Source organism: Salipiger mucosus DSM 16094 (assembly GCF_000442255.1).
Lineage (GTDB): Bacteria > Pseudomonadota > Alphaproteobacteria > Rhodobacterales > Rhodobacteraceae > Salipiger > Salipiger mucosus.
Genome location: NZ_KE557275.1, coordinates 1 through 24,235 on the forward strand (window position 1 = coordinate 1; position 24,235 = coordinate 24,235).

The following is a 24,235-nucleotide window of genomic DNA, read 5'->3' on the forward strand; positions in this document are numbered from 1 at the left end:
GCGATGTCAAAGAGCGTGAGAGACAAAAACCAGACCAGTGCGCCCTAACTTTCCGGCGCGCCCGCCCGTCATGCCTCTCGAAACTGTCCGCCTCGTCTGCCGCCGCAACTCGTTGCCTCGTCGCCGCCGCCCCGTCTGGCGTCCCGTCAGCGCCTCAGCGCCGCCGGTGAAGGGGCTTTTACGCATACCAAACAAACCCTGCAACACCTTTTTGAAGGAAATCCGGAACTTTTTCAGATTTCTGTCATATACGTTCAATATCAATGCCTTACGGGCACAGAAATTCGCAATCGGCCTGTTGAACGGACGCGCGCTGCCCTGCGCGCGGGGTCATGTCTGCGGGTGTCGCGGCATACCCACAGGCTTATCCACAAGCCGGCGCGATTCAGCTCGCTGAATCGCCATTCCGTGCCCCCGACTCCCTCCCGTTTCGCGAGTCATCCCCGCGCAGTGGCCCGTGCCGGGCCACCCCCGCGTGCGGCATTGCGGCGGCGCGGGACGAGGCGCAGGGCCAGGAGGGCCAGGATCGCGCCCGCATAGAGAAGCGGCTCGACCTGGAACCCCTTCCGCGCCATGACGAAGTGCAGCGCAGCGAGCAGCACCACCCCGTAGGTCAGGCGGTGCAGCCGCTGCCACCGACGCCCGAGCGCCCGCACCGCGCGGTTGTTCGAGGTCAGCGCCAGCGGCAGCATCAGCAGGAAGGCCCCCATGCCCACCGTGATGTAGGGCCGCTTGAGGATGTCGGCCCAGATGCGGCCCAGGTCCTGAACGTCGAGCACCAGCCAGACCAGCAGGTGCAGCACCACGTAGAGAAAGGCGATGAGCCCAACCGCGCGCCGGAAGCGCAGCAGGTTCACCCCGGCGAAGCGGCGCAGCGGCGTGATGCAGAGACCGGCGATCAGCAGTTGCAGCGCCAGCTCGCCCAGCTCGTGTTCCAGCGCCTCGATGGGTTCGACACCGAGCCCCCCGGTCAGCCCCAGCCACAGCAGCCAGATCGCCGGCACCGGCGCGAGGGCATAGAGCATCCAGACCGGCAGGCGACGCAGCCAGCCGTTGATCCGGTCCGCGAGCATCAGAAGTTTTCGGCCAGGTCCATGCCGGCATAGAGCGAGGCCACCTCCTCGCCGTAGCCGTTGAACATCGGCGTGGGCACCCGGGGCGCGAACAGCCCGCCGCCGATGCGCCGCTCGGTCGCCTGGCTCCAGCGAGGGTGATCCACCTGCGGATTGACGTTCGAGTAGAAGCCGTACTCGTTCGGCGCATAGCGGTTCCAGCTCGTGGGCGGCTGTTCCTCGACCAGCGAGATCCGCACCACCGACTTGATCGACTTGAAGCCGTATTTCCACGGCACCACCAGCCGCAGCGGCGCGCCGTTCTGATTGGGGATGTCGCGGCCGTAGATGCCGGTGGCCATGATCGTCAGCGGATGCACCGCCTCGTCAAGCCGCAACCCCTCGACGTAGGGCCAGTCCAGCACCGGCGAGGAGAGCCCCGGCATCTCGTCCGGGCGCATGGCCGTCTCGAAGGCCACGTATTTCGCGCCGCCCTGCACGCCCGCGAGATCGAGAAGGTCGGCCAGCTCGAACCCCGTCCAGGGCACGACCATCGACCAGGCCTCGACGCAGCGCAGACGATAGATGCGCTCCTCGAGGGTCATCTTCTTCATGATGTCCTCGAATGCGTAGTCGCCGGGGCGGTCCACCATGCCGTCGATCGTCACCGTCCAGGGCGAAGTGGTCAGCATGTGCGCGTTGTCGGCAGGGTCGTCCTTGCCCGTGCCGAACTCGTAGAAATTGTTGTAGGTGGTGATCTCTTCCCAGGTGTTGGGCTCGAGCTCTTCGGGGGCCGCCCAGGCCCGACCACCGGCCGCCCCGGCCAGCCCGAGGCCCGCCGCACCGGCCATGAGCTGCCGGCGGTTCAGCCAGGCGGCCTCGGCCGTGACGTCGCTTTCCCTGAGATCACCTTTCCAACGATACGCCATGCGCCGCTCCTCTCCGTTTGCACGAACAGCTTAGCGCCCGGAGCGGAACCGGCAAAAGAACATCGTCTCACGTTGCGGTGTCGACGTTGAAACTTGGGCGAACCTTGTTGAACGGGATCGAGGTGCCGTCTTCCTGGACGATGCGTACATGCCGCCGGCGCATCAGCCGCGGCTCCGAGACGCCGACGGAATGCGCGATGGTCTCGACCTCCTTGATGATCTCGCGCGCGTAGTTGGCGACCTTCATGTACTTGTCCTCGACCACGAGGCCCTTCTGCAGGCGCGGGTCGTGGGTGGTGACGCCCGTGGGGCAGGTGTTGCGGTTGCACTTCAGCGCCTGGATGCAGCCGAGCGAGAACATGAAGCCCCGCGCCGAGGTCACGAAATCCGCCCCCGCGCAGATCGCCCAGGCCACGTCCGACGGGTTCACCAGCTTGCCCGAGGCGACGATGCGGATCCGCTCCTTGAGGCCGTAGCGGTCGCGCAGGTCCACGATGCGCGGCAACGCTTCGCGGATGGGCATCCCGACGAGGTCGATCAGCGGCATCGGCGCCGCGCCGGTGCCGCCCTCGCCGCCGTCGATGGTGATGAAGTCCGGCGCGCTCTCGGGGCCGCGCTCGGAGATCAGGCGGAACATCTCCTCCCATTCGTCCGACGAGCCGATGACGGTCTTGAAGCCGCAGGGCTTGCCGCCGACGCGCCGGATGTGGGCGATCATGTCCAGCAGGTCGCCGAAGTCGTCGATCTCGCGGTGCCGGTTGGGCGAGATGCCGGGCTGCCCCACCGCGAGGCCGCGAATGCGGGCGATTTCCTCGTTCACCTTCTCGCCGGGCAGGATCCCACCCTTGCCGGGCTTGGCCCCCTGCGCGAGCTTGAGCTCGAACATCTTGACCTGCGGATGCGCGGCCATGTCGGCGAGCTTGGCGTCGTCCAGGTTGCCAAGCGCGTCGCGCACGCCGAACTTGGCCGTGCCGATCTGGTAGACGAGATCGCAGGCCCCCAGCTCGTGGTAGGGCGACAGCCCGCCCTCGCCGGTGTTCAGCCAGACGCCCGCCTCGGCGGCGCCGCGGCTCAGTGCCTCGACCGCCGGTCGCGAGATCGCGCCATAGCTCATCCCCGAGATGTTGAAGATCGACCGCGCGACAAAGGGGATCGAGGCCGTCGGCCCGATCACCATCGGCTCGGTCGAGGCGAACTGGTCGTCCAGCGGCGGAAAGACCGCGTTCACGAAGATCGCCGTGCCCGGCACGTTGAGGTTCCGGGTCGAGCCGAAGGCGACCGTGTTGTCCTTGCCGTCCGTCGCCTCGTAGACCCAGTCGCGCTGCGCCCGGTTGAAGGGCATCTCCTCGCGGTCCATCGCGAAGAAATACTGCCGGAAAAACTCGCCGAGCTTGGTAAAGAGCCCGCGAAAGCGCCCGATGACCGGGTAGTTGCGCCGGATCGCGTCACCGGCCTGCGTGCGGTCGATGACGAAGAGCGCCGCCACCACGAGCACCGCGACACCGATCGCCGCGACAAAGACAAGCGACAGAAGCTGAAGGGCGTACATCGCGGCGTTCATGGGTGTCTCCTACACATTCAGCCATTTGCATGACTGGAATATCTTCTGTATTTCTGGGACAGTGACAAGCACCGCAAGGACGGGCAACCACCCGGGAGGAGAGAATGCGAAAAACCCTGGCCACGCTTCTGCTGATCGCGGGGCTGCCCGCCGCCGCGCAGGAGGCCGTAACCTACCAGACCGACCAGAGCTTCGAGGATGTCACCTTCGGCCTCGAGAACGCGATCATCGACGCGGGGCTGGTGGTCGACCACGTCAGCCACGTCGGAGAGATGCTCGCGCGCACGCGCGAGGACGTGGGATCGGACGTCGAGCTCTACGAGGCGGCCGACGTCTACAGCTTCTGCTCGGCGCAGGTCTCGCGCGCGGTGATGGAGGCGGACCCCATGAACATCATGTTCTGCCCCTACGACATCTTCGTGATGGTGCGCCACGACGATCCCGAGGTCACCACGATCGGCTATCGCGCCTTCCCCGAGGGCGAGATGCAGCAGGTTCAGGAGATGCTCGACGGCATCGCGAAGGCCGCGATCGGGCGCGAATGATCACGCCGCGTTGAGCGGATGTCACGAAGACTCTACTGGAAATCGCGCAGGGGCGCGGCTTAGCGGCCGCGCCCTTCGGGTCAAGCCGGCGGCGCCGGAAATCCTCCTGATCCGGGACGGGAAACTGGGCGTAATCCCGGTCATCCAACCCAGAAGGAGGAGACCACAAGATGTTCCGCAGAACTTATCTCGCCCTCACCGCCGCCACCATGATCGCGGGCCCCGCGCTCGCCGGCATGTCCGCCGACATCGTCGACACCGCTGCCGAGGCCGGCAACTTCGAGACCCTGCTCGCCGCCGCCGAGGCCGCCGGCCTGGTCGAGACGCTCAAGGGCGACGGCCCCTTCACCGTCTTCGCACCCACGGACGAGGCCTTCGCCGCACTGCCCGAGGGCACCGTCGAGTCGCTGCTCGAGCCCGAGAACAAGGACCAGCTGACCGAGATCCTCACCTACCACGTGGTGCCGGGCAAGGTCATGTCCTCGGACCTGACGAACGGCATGATGGCCGAGACGGTGCAGGGCTCGTCGGTCGAGATCATGACCGAGGGTGGCGTCACGGTCGACGGCGCCTCGGTGACGACCGCCGACATCGAGGCCTCGAACGGCGTGATCCACGTCATCGACGGCGTGATCATGCCCGAGTGATCCATCGCAGGGAGGCGCCCGGCCACCGGCCGGGCGGCCCGACGGCCCCTCGCAGGATGCTGCGGGGGGCTTTTTCATGTCGCATTCCGCCTGTCAGGTGTCGTGATTGAAGGCCCCGGCCCCCGGTGCTACCTACCCGTCAATCCCGAACCGAAATCCCGACCCGACAAGGAGAGCGACATGGCTCAGGACAAATCGTTCCTGGACGACATCTATACGGCCGAAGGCGGCGAGAGCATGCGCCGCTACTACGACGACTGGGCCGACAGCTACGACGCCGACCTGCGCGAGAACGATTACCGCACCCCCGGCCGCTGCGCCCGCGCGCTGGCCGCGCACCTCGGCGACAAGGACGCGCCCATCCTCGACTTCGCCTGCGGCACCGGCATCTCGGGCGTCGCGCTGAAGGAGACGGGCTTCACCACCATCGACGGCACCGACATCTCGGAAGGCATGCTGGAAAAGGCCCGCGCCAAGGGCCCCTACCGCGACCTCTACGTCGCGGAGGCGGACTCGGTGCTCGACACCGGCCTGCGCCGCTACGACGCCATCGCCGCCGTGGGCGCCATCGGCGCGGGCGCGGCCCCGGCCGAGAACATCGACGCGGCCATCGCGAGCCTCGCGCCCGGCGGCATCTTCGTGGTCTCGCTGAACGACCACACGCTCGAGGACCCCGATTTCGAGGCGCGCCTGACCTCGGCGGTCTCCGAGGGGCGCGTGGAAAAGCTCCTGGCCGAGGACGGCGAACACCTGCCCGAGATCGACCTCGGCGCCCGCGTCTGGGTCGTGCGCAAGCTCTGACCGCCCCCGCCTCGCAGACACGAAAAGGCCCGCCAAACGGCGGGCCTTTGCATGTCATGCCGCGCGGGCTCAGTGCACCACGGCGTCGTCCGGGCGCGGCCGGTTGGTCGAGGCCACCCGGTCGCCGATGAGCAACCCGTCGGTCCCGGCGCTCACCGGAACGGTGTCGCCGTCGTGGATGTCCCCGGCCAGCAGCATCTCGGCCAGCGGATCCTGCAGCGCGCGCTGGATCACCCGCTTGAGCGGCCGTGCGCCGAACACGGGGTCATAGCCCTCGTCGGCCAGCCAGGCCTTGGCATCCTCGTCCAGCTCCAGCCGGACCTTGCGCGCCGCCAGCCGCTTGAGCAGCCGGGCAAGCTGGATCTCGACGATCCCGCCCATGTCCTCGCGCTTGAGACGGTCGAAGACGATCATCTCGTCGAGACGGTTCAGGAACTCGGGGCGGAAGTGCGCCCGCACCGCGTCCATCACGTCGCGCTTGGCCTGGGCGCTGTCGGCCCCCTCGGGCAGCTGGCTCAGGGCCTGCGAGCCGAGGTTCGAGGTCAGCACGATCAGCGTCTGCTTGAAGTCCACCGTCCGGCCCTGGCCGTCGGTCAGCACGCCATCGTCCAGCACCTGCAGCAGCACGTTGAACACGTCCGGGTGCGCCTTCTCGACCTCGTCGAACAGCACGACCTGGTAGGGACGCCGCCGCACGGCCTCGGTCAGGACGCCGCCCTCGTCGTAGCCCACGTAGCCCGGAGGCGCACCGATCAGACGGGCGACCGAGTGCTTCTCCATGAACTCCGACATGTCGATGCGCACCATCGCGCTGTCGTCGTCGAACAGGAACTCGGCCACGGCCTTGGTCAGCTCGGTCTTGCCCACGCCGGTCGGCCCGAGGAACAGGAACGAGCCCAGTGGCCGGTTCTCGTCGTTGAGCCCCGCGCGCGAGCGGCGCACGGCGTTGGCGACGGCCCGGACCGCCTGGTTCTGGCCGACGACCCGCTTGTGCAGACCGTCCTCCATGCGCAGCAGCTTGTCGCGCTCGCCCTCGAGCATCTTGCTGGTCGGAATGCCGGTCCAGCGCTCGACCACCTGGGCGATCTGCTCGGGGCGCACGGCTTCCTCGACCATGACGTCGCCTTCCTCTTCGGCGGCCTCGGCCTCGGAAAGCTGCGTCTCGAGCTGCGGGATGATGCCGTAGGACAACTCACCCGCGCGCGCCAGGTTGCCCTCGCGCTTGGCGATGTCGAGCTCGGCCCGCGCCTTGTCGAGCTGTTCCTTCAGCTCGCGCGCGCCGGCCAGCTTGTCACGCTCGGCCTGCCACTTGGCGGTCATCTCGGCACTGCGCTCCTGCAGGTCGGCCAGCTCCTTCTCGAGCTTCTCGAGCCGGTCCTTCGAGCCAGCGTCGTCCTCCTTCTTGAGGGCCTCCTGCTCGATCTGCATCTGCAGGATGTTCCGGTCGAGCTGGTCCAGCTCCTCGGGCTTGGAGTCCACCTCCATGCGCAGCCGCGAGGCGGCCTCGTCCATCAGGTCGATGGCCTTGTCCGGCAGGAAGCGGTCGGTGATGTAGCGATGCGACAGCGTCGCCGCGCTCACAAGCGCCGAGTCCGAGATCCGCACGCCGTGGTGCAGCTCGTACTTCTCCTTGATGCCGCGCAGGATGCTGATCGTGTCCTCGACCGTGGGCTCCTGCACCATCACCGGCTGGAACCGCCGGGCCAGCGCCGGGTCCTTCTCGACGTGCTTGCGGTACTCGTCGAGCGTCGTGGCGCCGACGCAGTGCAACTCGCCCCGCGCAAGCGCGGGTTTCAGCAGGTTCGAGGCGTCCATCGCGCCGTCGGCCTTGCCCGCGCCCACAAGCGTGTGCATCTCGTCGATGAAGAGGATGACCTCGCCCGCGGCGCTCTCGATCTCCTTGAGGATGGCCTTCAGCCGCTCCTCGAACTCGCCGCGATACTTCGCACCGGCGATGAGCGCGCCCATGTCCAACGCCAGAAGACGCTTGTTCTCCAGGCTCTCCGGCACGTCGCGGTTCACGATCCGCAGCGCGAGACCCTCGGCGATGGCGGTCTTGCCGACGCCGGCCTCGCCGATCAGCACGGGGTTGTTCTTGGTGCGGCGCGACAGGACCTGCATGGCGCGACGGATTTCCTCGTCACGGCCGATGATCGGGTCGATCTTGCCCTGTTCGGCCCGCTCGGTCAGGTCGATGGCGTATTTCTTGAGCGCGTCGTAGCCCTCTTCGGCATTGGCGCTGTCCGCCGTGCGACCCTTGCGGATGTCGTTGATCGCCTCGTTCAGCTTCTGGGCCGACACGTCGCCGGCCTCCAGCGCCTCCTTGGCGGGGGATTTCACCATGGCCAGCGCCATGAGGATGCGCTCGACCGGCACGAAACTGTCGCCCGCCTTGGTGGCGATCTTCTCGGCCTCGTCCAGCACCTTGCCGGTCTGCTGGTCGAGATAGACCTGCCCGGCGTCACCGCCGACTTTCGGGATCTTCGCGAGCCGCTGCTCGAGCGCGTCGACAACCCGCTTGGACGCACCGCCCGCGCGGGTGATGAGATTGGCGGCGAGCCCCTGGTCGTCATCCAGCAGGGCCTTCAGCAGGTGCTCGGGTGCGAGCCGCTGATGGCTCTCGCGCATCGCGATGGTCTGTGCGGCCTGGATGAAACCACGCGACCGCTCCGTGAACTTCTCCAAGTTCATCGTCGTCTCTCCTTCCATAAGCGCCCGTTTGAAACATGCGGCGCCTGGCTTGGCAGCACACCGCGGGATCGGGCCTCGACAAAGAGATGGGCGACGGGCGACCCCCCTTCAAGTGCACGTGATCACAAAAACGGCGCCGTCAGGAACCGTTCGACGGCGCCTCGCCATCGTCCGATGACGCCTGCCGGGTCCCGGCATCGGGCGCCTCGACGAGTCCCGTACGCGGCTCGACCTGCCCGTTCTCGGGGGAGATAACCTCTCCGGGCTCAACCATGCTGCGGGCCGGCTCCTCGACCGGGATGACGGACGCGTCCTGGTCCGAAATGCCGGTCAGATCGGCGGCGTCGGTGGACCCGCCGATCAGGTCGTCCTGCCGGGCCTGCACGTTGACGCCGTCATTGATGACATTCGCCACCCCGTCGGGCGTGCTGCCGGCGCCAGTGGGCGCCGGCACGACATTGTCGGCACTGGCCGGATCCGTTTCGGACACGGGCGGATTGTTCGTCCACCAGGCCGCGCCGGCAATCGCAACCAGAACGGCGGCACCCAGGACGATCGGGCGCAGGGCGGTGCGGCGGGGCGTTTCGGTCTCGTTGCTCATGGCATCCTCCTTTGCCCCGGCAATGCAGCGGCGCCGTCCGGCGTTCCCCGTAGACCGCCCGTTAACCTGAACGTGACATCACGCCGGGGCAGCAAGGGGGCAGGCCATGCACGTTCGCGACATCCAGCTCGAGGGCTTCGACGGCCCCGAACCCGAGGGACAGAAACCCGGCACCGTGTCGCTGGTGGGCGAGGGGCACCGCATCACCATCGCGATGACCGCGCCGCCCCGACTCTCGCCGTGGAAACGCGGCCTGCGCCGCCGTATCGTCGCCCATGCCATCGACCGCGTCCTGCGCCTGCCCGAGTTTCGGACCGGCCGGCAGCGGCTCTCCTTCGCCGATCACCTGCGGCGGCTCGTCGGCCCGGACCCGGCCGACGGCTGAGGGGCACCGGACCGCCTCGAAGAGATCCGCAAATTCCGTGCCAGCGAATTTGGCCCGGCAACGCCTTGACGCAGCGCGCCCGACTACGCATGAGGGAGGCCAAAGGAGCCTGCCCATGTCGCAAGATCGTCTCATCGTCGCGCTCGACGTGCCCAGTGCCATCGAGGGAATGGCCCTCGCCGAACGCATCGGCGACGCGGCCAGCTTCTACAAGATCGGGCTGGGGATGCTCACCGGCGGCGGGCTGGCGCTCGCCAACGAGCTCAAGCAGGAGCACGGCAAGCGCATCTTCCTCGACATGAAGCTCTTCGACATCGGCGCGACGGTCGAGGCCGCGGTGCGCGGCCTCGCGCAGTTCGACCTCGACTTCCTGACCGTGCACGGCGACCCCCACGTCGTCCGCGCCGCCCGCGAGGGCGCCGCCGGAACGAACCTGCAGATCCTCGCCGTGACGATCCTCACATCGCTCGACCGCGGCGACCTCGACGAGGGCATGATGCGCGAGGGCGACGTGGCCGACATGGTGGTCGAACGCGCGGGCCGCGCCTTCGAGGCCGGCGCGCACGGCGTCATCGCCTCGCCGCAGGAGGCCGCCCGCATCCGCGCCCTCCCCGAGGCCGAGGGCCGGCTCATCGTCACCCCCGGCGTGCGTCCCGCAGGCGCCGCCGACGACGACCAGAAGCGCATCGCCACGCCCGCCAATGCCGTCGCCGCCGGCGCCGACCACATCGTCGTCGGCCGCCCCGTCTGGCGCGCCTCCGATCCCCGCGCCGCGGCCCGCGCGATCCAGGACGAACTGGCCTGATTCCACCCCGTACGGCGCCAACCGCACCGGATCGTGAACTGGCCGAATACCACCCCTACGGAACATGAAGCCCCTGAACTGCGTTTTCCCTGCAACACAGGCAGGAGACGTTTCATGTCAGACGACCGCAGTCAGATCGGCACGATCCGCTACAACGCCGCCGAGGAACGGTTCGAAGCGCTCGTCACGCTTCGCACCGAGACCGGCCGGACGCGCGTGCCAAGCCATTTCGACGCCCCCATCACAACCGGCGAGGAGATCGCCGCACAGGGCCTGCTGGCCAATGCCCAGCGCATGCGCGACCGGCCCGGCGGGCTGCAATCGCATCTCCCGGCCCGCGCCGGCGACGTCGCGCAGGCCCCGACGCCGGAAAAGCACGGGCTCGTGCCCGGCTGGCTGAAAATGCTCGGCGGCCGCGCAGCCTGATCCCTCGGGTCATTGCTGGCCATCCAGGTAATCGCGCAGGATCTCGCGAAAATGCGGGATCGCGTCCTCGCGGCCCGTGTAGTCCTCGGGCCGCATCAGCATCCAGCCGTAGCCCTCCCCGCCGAACTGGACCGCGCTCACACGCTCTGCCGGAAGGTGCGCCACGAAGAACCAGCTGGCCCCGTGCGACCGGCGCCAGCTGAGCGCCGAGGCCGCGACCTCCAGCCCGACCTCCTCGCGCGTCTCGCGCAGCGCACATTGCTCGGGCGACTCGTCGCCCTCGCGCCCGCCGCCCGGAAAATCCAGGAAGCCGGGATAGGGTATGCCCTCCGCGTGATCCCGCCGGATCACGAGCAGGTCGTCGCCAAGAAACAGGATCAGCTTGGCCCCCGCGAATGTCGTCTCCACGTGGCGTCTCCCCGGCCATGCCATTATACTGCGACACCTAACCACTGGCGCCGGAATTGCCACCCATGCCCGCGCTTTGCCGCGATTGTCTGACCGAATTCGATGATGCGCAGCGCTGCCCGTCATGCGGGCGCCCGCGAATCGTGCGCCACGATGAGTTGTGGGACCTCTCCATCGCCCACATGGACTGCGACGCCTTCTACGCCAGCGTGGAAAAGCGCGAGGACCCCAGCCTCGCCGACAAGCCCGTCATCATCGGCGGCGGGCGGCGCGGCGTGGTCTCGACGGCCTGCTACGTCGCGCGCATCCGCGGCGTGCGCTCGGCCATGCCGATGTTCAAGGCGCTCGACCTCTGCCCCGACGCGGTGGTCCTCAAGCCCCGGATGCAGCTCTACGCCGAGGTCTCGCGCCAGATCCGCGCCATGATGGAGGAGCTGACCCCCGCCATCGAGCCGCTTTCGCTGGACGAGGCCTTTCTCGACCTGACCGGAACCGCCCGCCTGCACGGCCACCCGCCCGCGGTGATGATGGCGCGGCTGGTGAAACGCATGCGCGCCGAGCTGGGCGTCAGCGGCTCCATCGGGCTGTCGCACAACAAGTTCCTCGCCAAGATCGCCTCGGACCTCGACAAGCCGCACGGCTTCTCGGTCATCGGCCGGGCCGAGACGCAGGACTTCCTGCGCCCCAAGCCGATCCGCATGATCTGGGGCGTTGGCAACGCGGGGCAGGAATCGCTGGACCGCGCGGGCATCCGCACCTTCGAGGACCTGCTGCGCTGGGACCGCGAGGCGCTGACCGCGCGGTTCGGTTCGATGGGCGAGCGCCTGTGGCACCTGGCGCGCGGCGAGGATCACCGCCGCGTCACCCGCGACGCGCCGGTCAAGTCGATCTCGAACGAGACCACCTTCGGCGAGGACACCGCCGACCCCGAGATCCTCGACGGCCATCTCTGGCGCATGTGCGAAAAGGTGGCCGACCGCGCCAAGGCCAAGGGGCTCGCGGGCCGGGTCGTGACGCTCAAGGTGCGGCGGTCGGATTTCTCGATCCTGACGCGGCGCCAGTCGCTGCGCGACGCCACGCAGATGGCGGACCGCCTCTACCGCACCGCGCGCGGCCTTTTCGATCAGCTCGGCAATCGCGGCCCCTACCGCCTGCTGGGCGCGGGGCTGTCCGACCTCGTGCCTGCCGATCAGGCCGACCGCTACGGCGACCTGCTGGACCCGCAGGCCCAGGCCCGCGCCGAGGCCGAGCGCGCGACCGATGCGATCCGTCGCCGCTTCGGCGAGGACGCGATCCTCAAGGGCCGCGCCCTGCGCTGAGCCCGCCGCTCAGGCGCGGCCGCCCAGCACCTCATCTTCCTCGTCCTGCGCGTCATAACCCAGCGCCTCCAGCCCCGCCTCCAGGTGGTCGGCGACATGCGGGGTGCCGATCAGGTAGTCGGCCGTCGGTGTCGAGGCCTCGGCGATCGCGGTGGCATAGGCCTCGTCCCATTCCTCGGCATCGAAGGCATCGCGCCCGATCCACATGATCGCGACGAGCGCCGCCTGCTCCTCTTCCGTCATGCGGTCCACGAAGGCGCGAAGCTCGCCCTCGGCCCGGCCGATCTCGCGCGCCATGACGATGACGGCGGCGACCTTCCTGACGCTGATTTCTTCCATCTCGGGCTCTCCTTCCGAATGCGCGACGACCTTGGCGCGCGCGGAGGGCCGCGTCCTTGATCTCACGCAAAGATTCGATAGTAGAGCGCGTCCGGCAGAAACTGCCCGAACCGGAAGACATAGCCCATCCGCCGCGGGAACGAGAGGCTGAAGCGTTCCGAGGTCATGTGCTGATAGATCCGCGAGGCGGCGTCCTCGGGCTCCATCCGCAGGGGCATGGCGAAATCGTTCTTGTCGGTCAGCCGCGTGCGCACGAAGCCGGGATTCACCAGCTGGATCTCGACCCCGGTGGTCCGCAGGTCGGCGTAGAGCGATTCGGCCAGCGCCATGACCCCGGCCTTGCTCGCGGTGTAGGGCGCCGAACGCGGCAGCCCGCGAAAGCCCGTCAGCGAGCCGGTCATCACGAAATGCCCCCGGTTGCGCGCGACAAAGCGCGGCACGACCACGCCCGCCAGCCGCATCGCCCCGCCGAAGTTGACGTCGGCCATCAGGTTGGCCTTCTCCGCGTCCCAGTCCTGCGCCCCGAAGGGCCAGTAGACGCCGGCCATGTGCACAACGCCGTCCACCTCGCCGATGCGGTCCGCCGCGGCCTCGAGCCCCTCGGCGTCGGTGACGTCCACCGGCACGACCTCGGTGCGGCCGGGCAGCGCCTCGGCCAGCTCGTGCAGCGGCCCCTCGGAGCGCGCCGACAGCACCAGCGTCACGCCCGCGCGGCTCAGCCTGTGGCAGAGCGCGGCGCCCAGCCCCTCGCTCGCGCCCACGATCCAGTAACGCTTGCCAGCCCAGTCTCTCATGTCGCATCCCTTTTGCGGATGGTGGCGACCAATTCGACCACCTTGATCCCGAACTTGCGAAACTGGCTGCGGTTCACGATGGTTCCGTCCGGCGTCAGGTACATCCAGTCCGTCGCCGAGAGCACGTGCCCGCCGGTGTCCGGCGGCAGCCTGAGGCGATAGCGCATGTTCACGGTCGGGCCGCACTGCAGCCCCTGCCCCTCGCCCACGACGTCCTCGGCGGTGGCGCGGATCTGCCCGGTCTCGGACAGCTCCAGGTTCCAGGCCCGCTCCTGCACCTCGCCGCTGTCGTAGCGGAAGGTCTCGCGCATGACGGCCCGCATGCCGGTCCAGTCGACGTCGAAATCCCCGGTGAAGCGCGACACGACCCGGCCACTCGGCCCGAAAATCACCCCGTCGCAGGTCAGCGGCCCGGCAAGGTCCCGCCGCAGGTCAAAGTCGCGGCCGGGCTCCTCGGCATAGTCGCCCGGCCTCTGGGACAGGAACCCCAGGGCGCGACTCTTCCAGAACACGAGGGCAAGGGCGATGAGGGCGCCGGCGACGAAATAGAGTAGCGGTTCCATGATCTCCCGATCCGTTGGTGAAAGGCCCGGGGGATCGCGGCGCCCCGCGCCTGCTTTCCGACCTAGGCCGCACCGAGCGATGTCCAGCGGGAATCACGTCGGTCTCGCGTCCGTGCCGGTTATCGGCTCAGCTCCTCGGCCGGCGGCTCGGGGCGGCTGCGATAGCGCGCGCCCTTCCACCACAGCTTGAGCGCCTGCCAGTGGATCAGCGCCAGCACCCGCCGCGCGCCGAAGGGCCGCCGCAGAAGCGCGCGCAGCAGGCCCGCGTCGGTCAGAGGGCGCCGCGGGCCGGTCAGCGTGGCGATCACGCCACCCTGTTCGTGGCGATAGTCGATTCGGATGCCGACATGCCCTTCGGAGATGTCGAACTGGAAGACATATCCCCCCGCGACCGGCTGGAACGGCGAGACGTGCAGGATCTTCTGCGCGGTCAGCCGGTCTTCGGCGGTGATCGCGCTCCCGTCGGCCTTGGTGCAAAGATAGGAATGCCGGTCGCCGAAGGTGTTGGTCACCTCGGCGATCACCGCCACCAGCGCCCCGCCGGCATCATGCGCCAGCCAGAACGAGACCGGGTTGAAGACATGCCCCAGCACCCGGGGCTGCGCGAGCAGCAGCAGCGCACCCTCGGCCCGGACCTGGTGCGCTTCCAGCACCTCGCGCGCCCATGCGGGCCCGCGTCCGTCCCCCGGCGGACCGCCGTGGTCGCGGTCGTGCAGCGACGCGACGTTGCGTCCCCCGCGCGAGAACAGCCGCGGCGTCTCGAGGTCCCGCGCCTCGGCGTCCAGCAGCACGTAGTCGATGCCGTAGCGAAAGCCGTTCCGCACCTCGCCCCTGCGGCCGTGGTAGGTGTGCCCGGCGACGTGTTCGACCTGGCTCATGCCGCGACCCCGGCCGCGAGCCGCCCGCGCAGTGCCTCCGCCACCTCGACGGCGCTCGCCAGCCCGTCTTCGTGGAAGCCGTTGCGCATCCATGCGCCGCAGAACCAGGTGCCCGCGCGGCCGTTCATGGCCCGCACCTCGGCCTGCCCCTCGAGCGCGCCCATGTCGTAGACCGGGTGCCGCATCGTGGTCTCGTCGTGGATCAGATCCTCGCGGATCTCGCGGGTCGAGTTCAGCGTCACGAAGAGCGGGTCGTCCTGCGGGATCGGCTGCAACCGGTTCATCCAGTAGGTCAGGTCGATCGCGTTCATCTCCTTGCGCGCATCCTCGGTGTAGTTCCACGAGGACCAGCAGGCCCGCCGCCGCGGCATCATGCGCGGATCGGCGTGCAGCACCACCCGGTTCGGCTGGTAGCGGATCTTGCCCAGCGCCGCACTCTCCGAGGGCGTGGCATCGGACAGCAGCCGCAGCGTGTCGTCGGAATGGGTGGCGAAGACCACCTCGTCGTAATGCTCCCACTCGCCGCCCTCGGCGCGCACCTCGACTCCCGAGACCGTGCGCCGCACCCCGGCGATGGGCGCGCCGGTGCGCAGATCGGCCCCCTGCGCGCGCAGCGCCTCGGTCATCCGCGTGACGTATTGCACCGATCCGCCGCGCACCGTGTACCACTGGTGCTGCCCGGTGTGGTGCAGAAGCGCGTGGTTGTCGAAGAACCGCACCAGCGCCTGCGCCGGGAAGTCGAGGATCTTTTCCGTCGGCGTCGACCAGATCGCGCCCGAGAGCGGCAGCAGGTAGTAGTCCCGGAACCAGGGCCCCGTGCCCAGCCGCTCCAGGAAATCGCCCAGCGTGAGCGTCGGATCGCGGCTTTCCTCGACCGCCCGCGCGTTGAAGCGCAGGATGTCCCGGATCATCCGCAGGAAGCGCGGGTTCACCGCGTTGCGCCGCTGCGCGAAGAGCGCGGCAAGGTTCTGCAGCCCGTATTCCATCTCGCCGCCACGCAGGCTGGCGGAAAAGCTCATGTCCGAGGCCGCGATCGGCACCTCGAGTCGCTCGAAAAGCGACACCATGTGCGGATAATTCGCGCGGTTGAAGACGATGAAGCCGGTATCCACCGGCTGATCGCCGCGCTTTCCCGCCATCAGCGTCCGGGCATGCCCGCCAAGGCGCGGCTCGGCCTCGTAGAGCGTCACGCGGTGATCGTCGCCCAGCATCAGCGCCGCCCCCATGCCGGAGATGCCGCCGCCGATCACGGCAATCGATCGGGGCGTTGTGCTGTGGGGATCAAGGGGCATGGCGTCCTCGCGCTGGTGTCATTGCCCTTGGGCATACGCGGGGATCGCGCCGCCGGATGCAAATTTCTTTGCGGTCGCCTGATCCATCCCGCCGGGTGCGGCGTATCAGGACTATGTTGCGGGATACGAGCATAGAAGATCAACGCGAGATCGCGGCCATTGCCTTGGGCGGGCTGCCGGGCCATGTCTTGTCGAACACGAGCACAAGAAAGACGAGGCACGTGGGTCTGCACGATACGACAGCCGCCGACTGGACCGATCACGTCAGGCGCATCCGCGACGATGCGGACGAGACGGCATTCGTCGCGCTCTTCCGTCACTTCGCGCCGCGACTGAAGGCCTTCCTGATCCGGTCCGGAAGCAACCCGGCCGAGGCCGAGGAATGCGTGCAGGACGTCATGGCCACGGTCTGGCGCAAGGCACATCTCTTCGACCCGTCGCGCGCCAGCGTCGCGACCTGGGTCTTCACGATCGCGCGAAACCGGCGCATCGATCTGCTGCGCCGGCAGAAGCGCCCCGAACCCGAGGATCTTCCCTGGGGCCCCGAGGCCGAACCGGACCAGGAGGAGGTGGTCCAGTTCCAGCAGGACAGCACCAACCTCGCGCGGGCCATCTCGGACCTTCCCGACAAGCAGCGCGTGCTGATCGAGAAGGCCTACTTCGGCGAGCTGTCGCACAGCGAGATCGCCGAGGAGACCGGGCTTCCGCTGGGAACGATCAAATCGCGAATACGCCTGGCGCTGGACCGCTTGCGCCATGCGATGGACCAGAGGTGACAACAATGAAAATCAAGCATCACCTGACCGACGACCTCGTCATGGGATATTCGGCGGGCACCCTCCCCGAGGCCGTGAACCTCATCGTGGCGACACATGTCTCGCTTTGCGACGACTGCCGCGCAGCGGTCGAGGCCTGCGACGCCCTCGGCGGCGCGATGGTCGAAAGCTCCGACACCGTGGCCGTCTCGGACGACTGCCTCGAGTCGGTGCTGGGCATGATCCGCACCGAAGAGGCCCCCGCCCGCGAGCCCGCGCGCGGCGCGCCGCGCAGTTCCGTCCTGCCGCAGCCGCTGGCCGATTACGTCGGCGGCGGGCTCGACGACATCAAGTGGCGCCCGGTCGGCATGGGGGTCAAGCAGGCCATCCTGCCGACCTCGTCCGAGGCTTCGGCCCGGCTGCTCTACATCCCCGCCGGCATGGCCATGCCCGACCACGGGCACCGGGGCATGGAACTGACGCTGGTGCTTCAGGGCGCCTTCGAGGACGAGGACGGCCATTTCGCCCGCGGCGACATCGAGATCGCCACCGACGAGATCGAGCACACGCCCGTCGCGGACATCTCAGAGGACTGCATCTGTCTCGCGGTGACCGAGGCGCCGCTGCGCTTCAAGGGCCTGCTGCCGCGCCTCGCGCAGCCCTTCCTCAAGATCTGATCCGGCGGGGGCGCCTCAGCCGCGCGACAGCGGCACGACGCGCCCCTCGCCCTCGGCCTCCTCGAAGTCGAAACTGTCCAGCCGGGTGGCCCGCCGCCCGGCCTTTTCCGCGCTGACCTTGATCTCGGCCACGTCCTTGGCCGCCTGGCCGAAGTGCTTGTCGAGGTTCTCGACCCGCTGGCCCAGCCGCTCGACATCGGCGTTGAGCAACCCCAGCTCGCGCCGGATCGCCCCCGCCTGCTCGCGCATGCGCGCGTCCTTCAGCACCGCCCGCAGGGTGTTGAGCGTCGCCATGCAGGTCGTCGGCGAGACGATCCAGACCCGCAGCGCGAACCCCTCGCGCACGATCTCGGGGTGGTTGCCGTGCAGCTCGGCGTAGACCGCCTCCGAGGGCAAGAACATCAGCGCCGAATCCGCCGTCTCGCCCTCGATGATGTAGCGCTCGGCGATGTCGCGCAGGTGCTTGCGCACCGAGAGCCGGAAGCTCTGCGCCGCCCGCGTCCGCGCCTCCTTGTCCTCGGCCCGCCGCAGCGCCTCGTAGGCCTCCAGCGGGAACTTGGCGTCGATCACGATGGGGCCCGGCGGCTCGGGCATGCCGATCAGGCAATCGGCCCGCCGCCCGTTCGACAGGGTCTGCTGCATGTCGTAGCTGTCCGGCGGCAGCGCCTGCCGCACGAGATCGTTCAACTGGATCTCGCCGAAGGCCCCGCGCGTCTGCTTGTTCGACAGGATGTCCTGCAGCGACAGCACGTCCCCCGAAAGACGCGAGATGTTCTCCTGCGCCCGGTCGATGGTCTTCAGCCGCTCCTGCAGCTCGCCCAGACTGTGCGCGGTGCGCCGCGTGGTGCCGTGCAGCGTCTCGGCCATCTGGCCCTGCACCTCGGCCAGCCGCCGCTCCATCAGCTGCAGCATCGCCGTCTGGCTCTGCGCCTGCGCCTCGGTCACGTGATGCAACCCGCCCGACAGCCGCTCCTGCCCCTCGGACAGCGCCTGCACCCGCTGCGACAGCTGGCTCAGCGGATAGCCCAGCCGCGCCGTCCGGTTCGCGGCCCGGATCGACAGCACCAGCAGCAGGACCAGCAGCAACGCGACGGCGCCCGCGCCCAGCGCGGCCAGCACCAGCGGATCGTCCAGCGCGTAGTTCTCCCCGCCAAGCGAGATCATGTGCGCCCGAAGAGCCGCTCGATGTCCGCCAGTTTCAGCTCCACGTAGGTCGGCCGCCCGTGGTTGCACTGGCCCGAATGCGGCGTCGCCTCCATCTCGCGCAGCAGCGCGTTCATCTCCTCGGCCCGCATCCTGCGGCCCGAGCGCACCGAGCCGTGGCAGGCCACCCGGCTCAGGATCGCCTCGATCCGCTCCTGCACCAGCTGCGAGCTGCCGAAGTCCGACAGCTCGTCCAGCACGTCGTGCAGCAGCGCCTTGGCGTTGACCTCGCCCAGGATCGCGGGCGTCTCGCGCACCGCCAGCGCGCCGCCGCCGAAGGGCTCGATCGTCAGCCCCATGCGCGACAGATCGTCCGAGATCTCCATCAGCCGCGAGACGTCATCGGCCGAAAGCTCCACGATCTCGGGGATCAGCAGGGCCTGCGCGGCGACGCCGTTTTCCGCCATCTGCCGCTTGAGCTTCTCGTAGACCAGCCGCTCGTGCGCGGCGTGCTGGTCTACGATCACCATGCCGTCGGCGGTCTGCGCCACGATGTAGTTCTCGTGCACCTGCCCCCGCGCCGCGCCCAGCGGCAGCGGCCTCGGGCGGCCTCCGTGCTCCGGCGCCTCGGGCATGTCCTCGACCACGCGGGCGGAATAGGCGCCCGCCATCTCGGCAAACCCCGGCGCGGGCGCCTGCGCGCGATAGGCCGCCTGCCGCGCGCCCGCAGACGGGCGCTCCATCTGGTAGACCCGCGGCTGCGACGGCGCCTCGGGCGGGGCGCCCAGCGGCGCCTCCGAGCGCATCGCCCCGGCCGGAGCCTCGGGCCGCATGGCGCCCAGCGTCGCGCCCGCCACCGTGGTCGAGGCCCGGTGCCCCGCCTCGGCCAGTGCATGCCGCAGCGCCGAGACGATCAGCCCGCGCACGATGCCCGGCTCGCGGAACCGCACCTCGGACTTCGCCGGGTGCACGTTCACGTCCACCTTGTGCGGATCGCAGTCCACGAAGAGCGCCACCGCCGGGTGACGCTCGCGGCTGAGGTAGTCGGCATAGGCCCCGCGCAGCGCGCCCATCAGCAGCTTGTCCCGCACCGGCCGGCCGTTGACGAAGAGATGCTGCGCCGTGCTCGAGCCGCGCGAATAGGTCGGCAGCGCGGCCAGCCCGGTCAGCCGGATGCCCTCGCGCTCGGCATCGACGCCCAGCGCGTTGTCGGTGAACTCGGCCCCCATGACCTGCGCCATGCGCGCCCGCAGCGCGTCGAACAGGTCCCCGGTCGCCGGATCGGCGCGAAAGCTCACGCGGTCGCGCCCCTCGCTCACGTCGCGCAGGGTGAACCCGACCGAGGGCTCGGCCATCGCCAGCCGCTTCACCACCTCCGAGATCGCCATCATCTCGGCGCGGTCGCTGCGCAGGAACTTCAGCCGTGCGGGGGTGGCGTGGAAGAGGTCGCGCAGCGTGACCACCGTGCCCGCGTTCAGCGCGCAGGGCTTCACCGCCCCCGCCTGCCCGCCGGCGACGCTCAGCTCGGCCGCCTCGCCGCCCGGCGCGCGGCTCTGGATCGTCAGCCGCCCCACCGCGCCCAGCGAGGGCAGCGCCTCGCCCCGGAAGCCGAAGCTGTGGATGTTCAGCAGGTCGCTGCCGTCGATCTTCGAGGTGGCATGCCGCGACAGCGCCAGCGACAGCTCGTCCGGCGCCATGCCGCAGCCGTCGTCGGTGACCCGGATCAACGTCTTGCCACCGTCCGCCACCTCGACCGTCACCCGCCGCGCCCCGGCGTCGATGGCGTTTTCCAGCAGCTCCTTGACCGCGGAGGCGGGGCGTTCCACCACTTCGCCCGCCGCGATGCGGTTGATCGCGGAGTCGTCGAGCTGCCGGATCACCGGGCGCATATTGGGGCTGTGCGTATTCATTCCACAAGACTTAGCAGACACGCGCCGATTCTGAAAAGCCGGAATGCGGTGTTGCAGCATCCGAAACGTGCGGTCATGCAACCAAAGTCTAACTTGCGACGTTAAGAATATGACGCGAAACTTGGTATACCATGCAAGATCGTTGCCCGCGGGGCCGCATGGGCCATAAAAAAAGGAGCAGTCGGATGCCCGTCAACCGGATCACCTACGATTTCATCGCTGCCGTCTACGGCAAGACCTTCGCCGAAACCTTCTTCGTGCAGGTCTCGCCCGTCACCTGGTAAGCCGCGCCGGCCTCAGCCGTCGCGCGCCGCCTGGTACCAGCGCCGGATCGCGGCGCGTTCGTCGCCCTCCATCCAAGAGACGTTGGCCGGCGGCATGGCATGCGTGACACCGGCCTGCAGGTAGATGTCCTTCGCGTGCTCCGCGACCGCCGCCGGGCTGTCGAGCCGCACGTTCTTCGGCGGCCAGTGGATGCCCTCCCAGCCGGGCTCCGCCGCGTGGCACATCGAGCATCGCCCCATCACGATATCCTGGACCTCGCCGAATCCCTCGGCCTCGGCAAAGCGCAGCGCCGGCCCGCTGGCCTGCTCGTCCATCGCCTCCGCGTCGTAGGTATAAAGCGGCGCCGAGGACAGCCACATGATCACAAGGAACAGCACCGCCGTCGCCGCCCAGGTCCACCAGGGCGTGCCCTTGCGCGCGTGCATGCTGTTGAAGAAGTGCCGGATGGTGACGCCCATCAGGAAGACGAGGCTGGCGATGATCCAGTTGTACTCGCTGGCAAAGGCCAGCGGGTAGTGGTTCGACAGCATCAGGAACAGGACCGGCAGCGTCAGGTAGTTGTTGTGGGTCGACCGCTGCTTGGCGATCTTGCCGTACTTCGGGTCCGGCGTCCGCCCGGCCTTGAGGTCCGCCACCACGATGGTCTGGTTCGGGATGATGATGAAGAACACGTTGGCCGACATGATCGTCGCCGTGAAGGCGCCCAGGTGCAGCAGCGCCGCCCGGCCCGAGAAGACCTGCGTGTAGCCCCAGGCCATCACGACCAGCACCCCGAAGAGGAAGATCATCAGGCGGGTGTTGTCCTCGCCGAACTTCGTCTTGCAGATCCAGTCGTAGGCCAGCCAGCCCAGCGAGAGCGACAGCAACGAGATAATGACCGCCAGCCAGGACGGGATATCCAGCACCTCGGGGTCCACGAGGTAGAGGTCCGCGCCGAGGTAATAGACCAGCACCAGCATGGCGAAGCCCGAGAGCCAGGTCGCGTAGCTCTCCCACTTGAACCACACGAGGTCGCCCGGCATCCGCTCCGGCGCCACTAGGTATTTCTGGATGTGGTAGAATCCGCCCCCGTGCACCTGCCACTCCTCGCCGTCGGCCCCCGAGGCAAGCGCGCGGTCGCGGTGCAGCCCGAGATCCAGCGCGATGAAGTAGAAGGACGATCCGATCCAGGCGATGGCGGTGATGACATGCAGCCAGCGCACGGCGAACTCCAGCCAGGCGCCCATCACGATGAAATCATACATGTCCCGTCTCCGTCCGTCGTCCCGCGGCTGCCGATGACAAGACCCCAGCCGCGCGGCAATTGCACCTCGAAACTCCCTCGCGCGTCCGCGCGCGCGATGCAACTGCCTCCGAAGCGGGCATGTCCGCATCCGGCCTGACGTCGGGGCGGTCGATCCGCCGCGCCGCGCCGCGCAGGATTGGGCTTGCCTCCGGCGCCAGAGTCCCCACCTTTGCGGCGGGACACGCGTTCCCGGGACCACCAAGGAGAGGACCGATGAAGACCGAACAGGTTGGCGAGAGCATTCTGGAAACCTGGACCGCCGACGAGGTGGAGGAGGCCTTTGCAAACGACGAGATCGTGCTGATCGACGTGCGCACCCCGCAGGAGTTCATGTTCGAACACATCGAGGGCGCGCTGCTGATGCCGCTCGCCTTCTTCAAGGCCGAGAAACTGCCGGGCCAGAGCGACAAGCGCATCGTGTTCCACTGCGGCTCCGGCGCGCGCTCGGACAAGGTCGCCCGCGAGGCGCTGGCCGCCGGCTTCGGCCGCATCGCGCACATGGAAGGCGGCTTCGGCGCCTGGAAGGGCTCCAAGAAGCCCTACATCGGCACCAACATGGCCACCGGCGCGCCCCAGGTCGTGAGCTGACGCGCGCCGCCCCGGCCGCCGCGCCGGGACCGACAGCTTTTTTGCGTATTTGGAACAAGAAGAAGGACCGGGCGACGTCCAGAACTTCTTCTTGTTCCCAAATACGCAAATCCGGCCGCGAGGCCGGGCGCGCCGCCGTTCAGCGCTGCCCCGCGACCATCAGCCCCTGCTCCGTCAGCTGCGCATGTGCCTCGTCGAGCGAGCGCCGGGCCCGCTCGATCAGCGTGTCGATCTCCTCCTTCGAGATCACCAGCGGCGGCGAGACGATCATTCGGTCGCCGACGTGGCGCATGACGAGGTTGTTGGCGAAGCAGCGCTCGCGGCAGATGTAGCCCGCGGTCCCCGCGTCCGCCGCGAAGGGCGCGCGGGTTGCCTTGTCCGGCGTGAGCGCGATGGAGCCCATCATGCCGACGATCTTCGCCTCGCCCACCAGCGGGTGATCGGCGAGCTCCTCGAAGCGCGCCTTGAGGTAGGGGCCCGTTTCCTCGCGGACGCGGTCGACCACGCCTTCCTCCTCGAGGATGCGAAGGTTCTCGAGCGCCACGGCACAGGCCACGGGGTGGCCGGAGTAGGTGTAGCCGTGGTTGAACTCTGTCCCCGAGATCACCGCCGCCACCTCGTCGTTGACGATGGAACCGCCGATGGGCTGGTAGCCCGAGCTCAGCCCCTTGGCCACGGTCATGATGTGCGGGCTGACCCCCAGCGTCTGGCTGCCGAACCAGTTGCCGGTGCGTCCGAAGCCGCAGATCACCTCGTCGGCGATCAGCAGGATGCCGTACTTGTCGACGATGCGCTGCACCTCGGGCCAGTAGGTCTCGGGCGCCACGATCACGCCGCCCGCGCCCTGCACCGGCTCGGCGATGAAGGCGCCGACGCGGTCGGGACCGATGCGCTCGATCGCCGCTTCCAGCGCGCGCGCGCGAGCGAGGCCGAAGTCCTCGGGGCTCATGTCGCCGCCCTCGGACCACCAGTCGGGCTGGTCGATGTGGTGGATGCCCGGGATCGGCATGCCGCCCTGCGCGTGCATCCCCTTCATGCCCCCCAGCGAGCCCGAGCCCACCGAGGAGCCGTGGTAGCCGTTCCAGCGGCCGATGATGACGTCGCGCTGCGGCTCGCCCTTCTCGGCCCAGTAGGTGCGCACGAGTCGGATGTTGGTGTCGTTGGCCTCGGATCCCGAGGAAGCGAAGAAGACGTGGTTCAGATCGCCCGGCGCCAGTTCCGCCAGCTTCGCCGCCAGCTGGATCGCGGGCACGTGGGTCGTCTGGAAGAAGGTGTTGTAGTAGGGCAGCTCCTCCATCTGCCGCGCGGCGGCCGCCGCCAGTTCCTTGCGGCCGTAGCCGACATTCACGCACCACAGCCCCGCCATGGCGTCGAGGATGCGCTCGCCCTCGCTGTCGGTCAGCCAGACGCCCTCGGCGCGGGTGATGACGCGGGCGCCCTTGTCGCGCAGGCCGGCGCCGTGGGTGAAGGGATGCAGGTGGTGCGCCGCGTCCAGCGCCTGGAGCTCGGCGGTCGGGGCGTTGGGGGAAATCACGGCCATGGCGGCGCCTCCGGTG

Annotated in this window: 25 protein-coding genes; 10 read left to right on the plus strand and 15 right to left on the minus strand. The window is 68.7% G+C overall.

Annotated elements, in window-relative coordinates; all coding sequences use genetic code 11:
- Positions 1-437: 437 nt before the first annotated feature.
- From msrQ to SALMUC_RS09415, 3 genes are all read right to left on the minus strand, one after another.
- Entirely contained in the window at positions 438-1,073 is a 636-nt protein-coding gene (gene msrQ, locus SALMUC_RS09405; protein ID WP_020042822.1) for a protein-methionine-sulfoxide reductase heme-binding subunit MsrQ, read from the minus strand.
- Positions 1,073-1,981: a protein-methionine-sulfoxide reductase catalytic subunit MsrP gene (gene msrP, locus SALMUC_RS09410; RefSeq protein WP_020042823.1), complete on the minus strand. Its 909-nt coding sequence runs from the start codon at positions 1,979-1,981 to the stop codon at positions 1,073-1,075. Before msrP ends, msrQ begins: the two co-directional genes overlap by 1 nt.
- A gap of 67 nt (positions 1,982-2,048) precedes the next feature.
- On the minus strand, positions 2,049-3,542 hold the full coding sequence (locus SALMUC_RS09415) for an FMN-binding glutamate synthase family protein (protein WP_020042824.1): 1,494 nt from the start codon (positions 3,540-3,542) through the stop codon (positions 2,049-2,051).
- 104 nt (positions 3,543-3,646) lie between these two features.
- On the opposite strand from SALMUC_RS09415, the gene SALMUC_RS09420 reads away from it, so the two are divergent.
- The 3 genes from SALMUC_RS09420 (at position 3,647) to SALMUC_RS09430 (ending at position 5,535) form a co-directional block, all read left to right on the plus strand.
- On the plus strand, positions 3,647-4,087 hold the full coding sequence (locus tag SALMUC_RS09420; protein ID WP_020042825.1) for a hypothetical protein: 441 nt from the start codon (positions 3,647-3,649) through the stop codon (positions 4,085-4,087).
- 170 nt (positions 4,088-4,257) lie between these two features.
- Entirely contained in the window at positions 4,258-4,734 is a 477-nt protein-coding gene (locus tag SALMUC_RS09425) for a fasciclin domain-containing protein (RefSeq protein WP_020042826.1), read from the plus strand.
- Positions 4,735-4,914: 180 nt separating this feature from the next.
- Positions 4,915-5,535, plus strand: coding sequence for a class I SAM-dependent DNA methyltransferase (locus SALMUC_RS09430; protein ID WP_020042827.1), 621 nt, complete (start codon positions 4,915-4,917; stop codon positions 5,533-5,535).
- A 69-nt stretch (positions 5,536-5,604) separates the two neighbouring features.
- Here the strand turns inward: SALMUC_RS09430 and clpB are convergent, their stop codons facing one another.
- A complete protein-coding gene (gene clpB / locus SALMUC_RS09435) occupies positions 5,605-8,226 on the minus strand; it encodes an ATP-dependent chaperone ClpB (protein WP_020042828.1) in 2,622 nt (873 codons plus the stop codon).
- 139 nt (positions 8,227-8,365) lie between these two features.
- Positions 8,366-8,827, minus strand: coding sequence for a hypothetical protein (locus SALMUC_RS09440; RefSeq protein WP_020042829.1), 462 nt, complete (start codon positions 8,825-8,827; stop codon positions 8,366-8,368).
- Positions 8,828-8,933: 106 nt separating this feature from the next.
- Here SALMUC_RS09440 and SALMUC_RS09445 point away from each other — a divergent pair, with 106 nt between their 5' ends.
- The 3 genes from SALMUC_RS09445 to SALMUC_RS09455 all read left to right on the plus strand — a co-directional run bounded on the left by SALMUC_RS09445 (position 8,934) and on the right by SALMUC_RS09455 (position 10,443).
- Positions 8,934-9,212, plus strand: coding sequence for a hypothetical protein (locus tag SALMUC_RS09445; RefSeq protein WP_020042830.1), 279 nt, complete (start codon positions 8,934-8,936; stop codon positions 9,210-9,212).
- 115 nt (positions 9,213-9,327) lie between these two features.
- On the plus strand, positions 9,328-10,017 hold the full coding sequence (pyrF, locus tag SALMUC_RS09450) for an orotidine-5'-phosphate decarboxylase (RefSeq protein ID WP_020042831.1): 690 nt from the start codon (positions 9,328-9,330) through the stop codon (positions 10,015-10,017).
- A 114-nt stretch (positions 10,018-10,131) separates the two neighbouring features.
- Complete coding sequence (locus SALMUC_RS09455) at positions 10,132-10,443, plus strand: hypothetical protein (protein ID WP_020042832.1); 312 nt, start codon at positions 10,132-10,134, stop codon at positions 10,441-10,443.
- A 9-nt stretch (positions 10,444-10,452) separates the two neighbouring features.
- Here SALMUC_RS09455 and SALMUC_RS09460 read toward each other — a convergent pair whose 3' ends face one another.
- On the minus strand, positions 10,453-10,851 hold the full coding sequence (locus SALMUC_RS09460; RefSeq protein ID WP_020042833.1) for an NUDIX hydrolase: 399 nt from the start codon (positions 10,849-10,851) through the stop codon (positions 10,453-10,455).
- A gap of 65 nt (positions 10,852-10,916) precedes the next feature.
- On the opposite strand from SALMUC_RS09460, the gene SALMUC_RS09465 reads away from it, so the two are divergent.
- Positions 10,917-12,170 carry a DNA polymerase IV gene (locus tag SALMUC_RS09465; protein ID WP_021120149.1) on the plus strand — a complete coding sequence of 418 codons (1,254 nt, stop codon included), beginning with the start codon at positions 10,917-10,919 and terminating at the stop codon, positions 12,168-12,170.
- 9 nt (positions 12,171-12,179) lie between these two features.
- Here SALMUC_RS09465 and SALMUC_RS09470 read toward each other — a convergent pair whose 3' ends face one another.
- From SALMUC_RS09470 to SALMUC_RS09490, 5 genes are all read right to left on the minus strand, one after another.
- Positions 12,180-12,509: a DUF3775 domain-containing protein gene (locus SALMUC_RS09470; protein WP_020042835.1), complete on the minus strand. Its 330-nt coding sequence runs from the start codon at positions 12,507-12,509 to the stop codon at positions 12,180-12,182.
- Positions 12,510-12,571: 62 nt separating this feature from the next.
- Entirely contained in the window at positions 12,572-13,303 is a 732-nt protein-coding gene (locus SALMUC_RS09475; RefSeq protein WP_020042836.1) for an SDR family NAD(P)-dependent oxidoreductase, read from the minus strand.
- The gene (locus SALMUC_RS09480; protein ID WP_020042837.1) at positions 13,300-13,866 is read right to left on the minus strand and encodes a DUF3833 family protein; all 567 of its coding nucleotides are present in this window, start codon (positions 13,864-13,866) and stop codon (positions 13,300-13,302) included. Before SALMUC_RS09480 ends, SALMUC_RS09475 begins: the two co-directional genes overlap by 4 nt.
- A gap of 119 nt (positions 13,867-13,985) precedes the next feature.
- Positions 13,986-14,744: a DUF1365 domain-containing protein gene (locus tag SALMUC_RS09485; protein WP_020042838.1), complete on the minus strand. Its 759-nt coding sequence runs from the start codon at positions 14,742-14,744 to the stop codon at positions 13,986-13,988.
- Positions 14,741-16,036, minus strand: coding sequence for an NAD(P)/FAD-dependent oxidoreductase (locus SALMUC_RS09490; protein WP_021120150.1), 1,296 nt, complete (start codon positions 16,034-16,036; stop codon positions 14,741-14,743). Before SALMUC_RS09490 ends, SALMUC_RS09485 begins: the two co-directional genes overlap by 4 nt.
- 221 nt (positions 16,037-16,257) lie before the next feature.
- Between SALMUC_RS09490 and SALMUC_RS09495 the strand changes: the two genes are divergently transcribed.
- The gene (locus SALMUC_RS09495; protein ID WP_020042840.1) at positions 16,258-16,812 is read left to right on the plus strand and encodes a sigma-70 family RNA polymerase sigma factor; all 555 of its coding nucleotides are present in this window, start codon (positions 16,258-16,260) and stop codon (positions 16,810-16,812) included.
- A gap of 5 nt (positions 16,813-16,817) precedes the next feature.
- The gene (locus SALMUC_RS09500; protein WP_020042841.1) at positions 16,818-17,468 is read left to right on the plus strand and encodes a ChrR family anti-sigma-E factor; all 651 of its coding nucleotides are present in this window, start codon (positions 16,818-16,820) and stop codon (positions 17,466-17,468) included.
- Positions 17,469-17,483: 15 nt separating this feature from the next.
- Here SALMUC_RS09500 and SALMUC_RS09505 read toward each other — a convergent pair whose 3' ends face one another.
- From SALMUC_RS09505 to SALMUC_RS09515, 3 genes are all read right to left on the minus strand, one after another.
- The gene (locus SALMUC_RS09505) at positions 17,484-18,632 is read right to left on the minus strand and encodes a DNA recombination protein RmuC (protein ID WP_020042842.1); all 1,149 of its coding nucleotides are present in this window, start codon (positions 18,630-18,632) and stop codon (positions 17,484-17,486) included.
- Positions 18,629-20,521, minus strand: coding sequence for a DNA mismatch repair endonuclease MutL (mutL, locus tag SALMUC_RS09510; RefSeq protein ID WP_037371668.1), 1,893 nt, complete (start codon positions 20,519-20,521; stop codon positions 18,629-18,631). Before mutL ends, SALMUC_RS09505 begins: the two co-directional genes overlap by 4 nt.
- Positions 20,522-20,817: 296 nt before the next feature.
- A complete protein-coding gene (locus SALMUC_RS09515; protein WP_020042845.1) occupies positions 20,818-22,050 on the minus strand; it encodes a urate hydroxylase PuuD in 1,233 nt (410 codons plus the stop codon).
- Positions 22,051-22,304: 254 nt separating this feature from the next.
- On the opposite strand from SALMUC_RS09515, the gene SALMUC_RS09520 reads away from it, so the two are divergent.
- On the plus strand, positions 22,305-22,679 hold the full coding sequence (locus SALMUC_RS09520; RefSeq protein WP_020042846.1) for a rhodanese-like domain-containing protein: 375 nt from the start codon (positions 22,305-22,307) through the stop codon (positions 22,677-22,679).
- Between the two features lie 139 nt (positions 22,680-22,818).
- On the opposite strand, the gene SALMUC_RS09525 is transcribed toward SALMUC_RS09520, so the two are convergent.
- Entirely contained in the window at positions 22,819-24,219 is a 1,401-nt protein-coding gene (locus tag SALMUC_RS09525) for an aspartate aminotransferase family protein (RefSeq protein WP_020042847.1), read from the minus strand.
- Between the last annotated feature and the right edge of the window lie 16 nt (positions 24,220-24,235).

Coding starts and splice junctions, on each gene's coding strand:
- SALMUC_RS09470 (WP_020042835.1), bottom strand. CDS start 12,509: ATGGAAGAAATCAGCGTCAGGAAGGTCGCCGCCGTCATCGTCATGGCG.
- SALMUC_RS09440 (WP_020042829.1), bottom strand. CDS start 8,827: ATGAGCAACGAGACCGAAACGCCCCGCCGCACCGCCCTGCGCCCGATC.
- mutL (WP_037371668.1), bottom strand. CDS start 20,521: ATGAATACGCACAGCCCCAATATGCGCCCGGTGATCCGGCAGCTCGAC.
- SALMUC_RS09445 (WP_020042830.1), top strand. CDS start 8,934: ATGCACGTTCGCGACATCCAGCTCGAGGGCTTCGACGGCCCCGAACCC.
- SALMUC_RS09520 (WP_020042846.1), top strand. CDS start 22,305: ATGAAGACCGAACAGGTTGGCGAGAGCATTCTGGAAACCTGGACCGCC.
- SALMUC_RS09485 (WP_020042838.1), bottom strand. CDS start 14,744: ATGAGCCAGGTCGAACACGTCGCCGGGCACACCTACCACGGCCGCAGG.
- msrQ (WP_020042822.1), bottom strand. CDS start 1,073: ATGCTCGCGGACCGGATCAACGGCTGGCTGCGTCGCCTGCCGGTCTGG.
- SALMUC_RS09420 (WP_020042825.1), top strand. CDS start 3,647: ATGCGAAAAACCCTGGCCACGCTTCTGCTGATCGCGGGGCTGCCCGCC.
- SALMUC_RS09430 (WP_020042827.1), top strand. CDS start 4,915: ATGGCTCAGGACAAATCGTTCCTGGACGACATCTATACGGCCGAAGGC.
- SALMUC_RS09475 (WP_020042836.1), bottom strand. CDS start 13,303: ATGAGAGACTGGGCTGGCAAGCGTTACTGGATCGTGGGCGCGAGCGAG.
- SALMUC_RS09490 (WP_021120150.1), bottom strand. CDS start 16,036: ATGCCCCTTGATCCCCACAGCACAACGCCCCGATCGATTGCCGTGATC.
- SALMUC_RS09480 (WP_020042837.1), bottom strand. CDS start 13,866: ATGGAACCGCTACTCTATTTCGTCGCCGGCGCCCTCATCGCCCTTGCC.
- clpB (WP_020042828.1), bottom strand. CDS start 8,226: ATGAACTTGGAGAAGTTCACGGAGCGGTCGCGTGGTTTCATCCAGGCC.
- pyrF (WP_020042831.1), top strand. CDS start 9,328: ATGTCGCAAGATCGTCTCATCGTCGCGCTCGACGTGCCCAGTGCCATC.
- SALMUC_RS09455 (WP_020042832.1), top strand. CDS start 10,132: ATGTCAGACGACCGCAGTCAGATCGGCACGATCCGCTACAACGCCGCC.
- SALMUC_RS09500 (WP_020042841.1), top strand. CDS start 16,818: ATGAAAATCAAGCATCACCTGACCGACGACCTCGTCATGGGATATTCG.
- SALMUC_RS09515 (WP_020042845.1), bottom strand. CDS start 22,050: ATGTATGATTTCATCGTGATGGGCGCCTGGCTGGAGTTCGCCGTGCGC.
- SALMUC_RS09415 (WP_020042824.1), bottom strand. CDS start 3,542: ATGAACGCCGCGATGTACGCCCTTCAGCTTCTGTCGCTTGTCTTTGTC.
- SALMUC_RS09505 (WP_020042842.1), bottom strand. CDS start 18,632: ATGATCTCGCTTGGCGGGGAGAACTACGCGCTGGACGATCCGCTGGTG.
- SALMUC_RS09465 (WP_021120149.1), top strand. CDS start 10,917: ATGCCCGCGCTTTGCCGCGATTGTCTGACCGAATTCGATGATGCGCAG.
- SALMUC_RS09425 (WP_020042826.1), top strand. CDS start 4,258: ATGTTCCGCAGAACTTATCTCGCCCTCACCGCCGCCACCATGATCGCG.
- SALMUC_RS09525 (WP_020042847.1), bottom strand. CDS start 24,219: ATGGCCGTGATTTCCCCCAACGCCCCGACCGCCGAGCTCCAGGCGCTG.
- msrP (WP_020042823.1), bottom strand. CDS start 1,981: ATGGCGTATCGTTGGAAAGGTGATCTCAGGGAAAGCGACGTCACGGCC.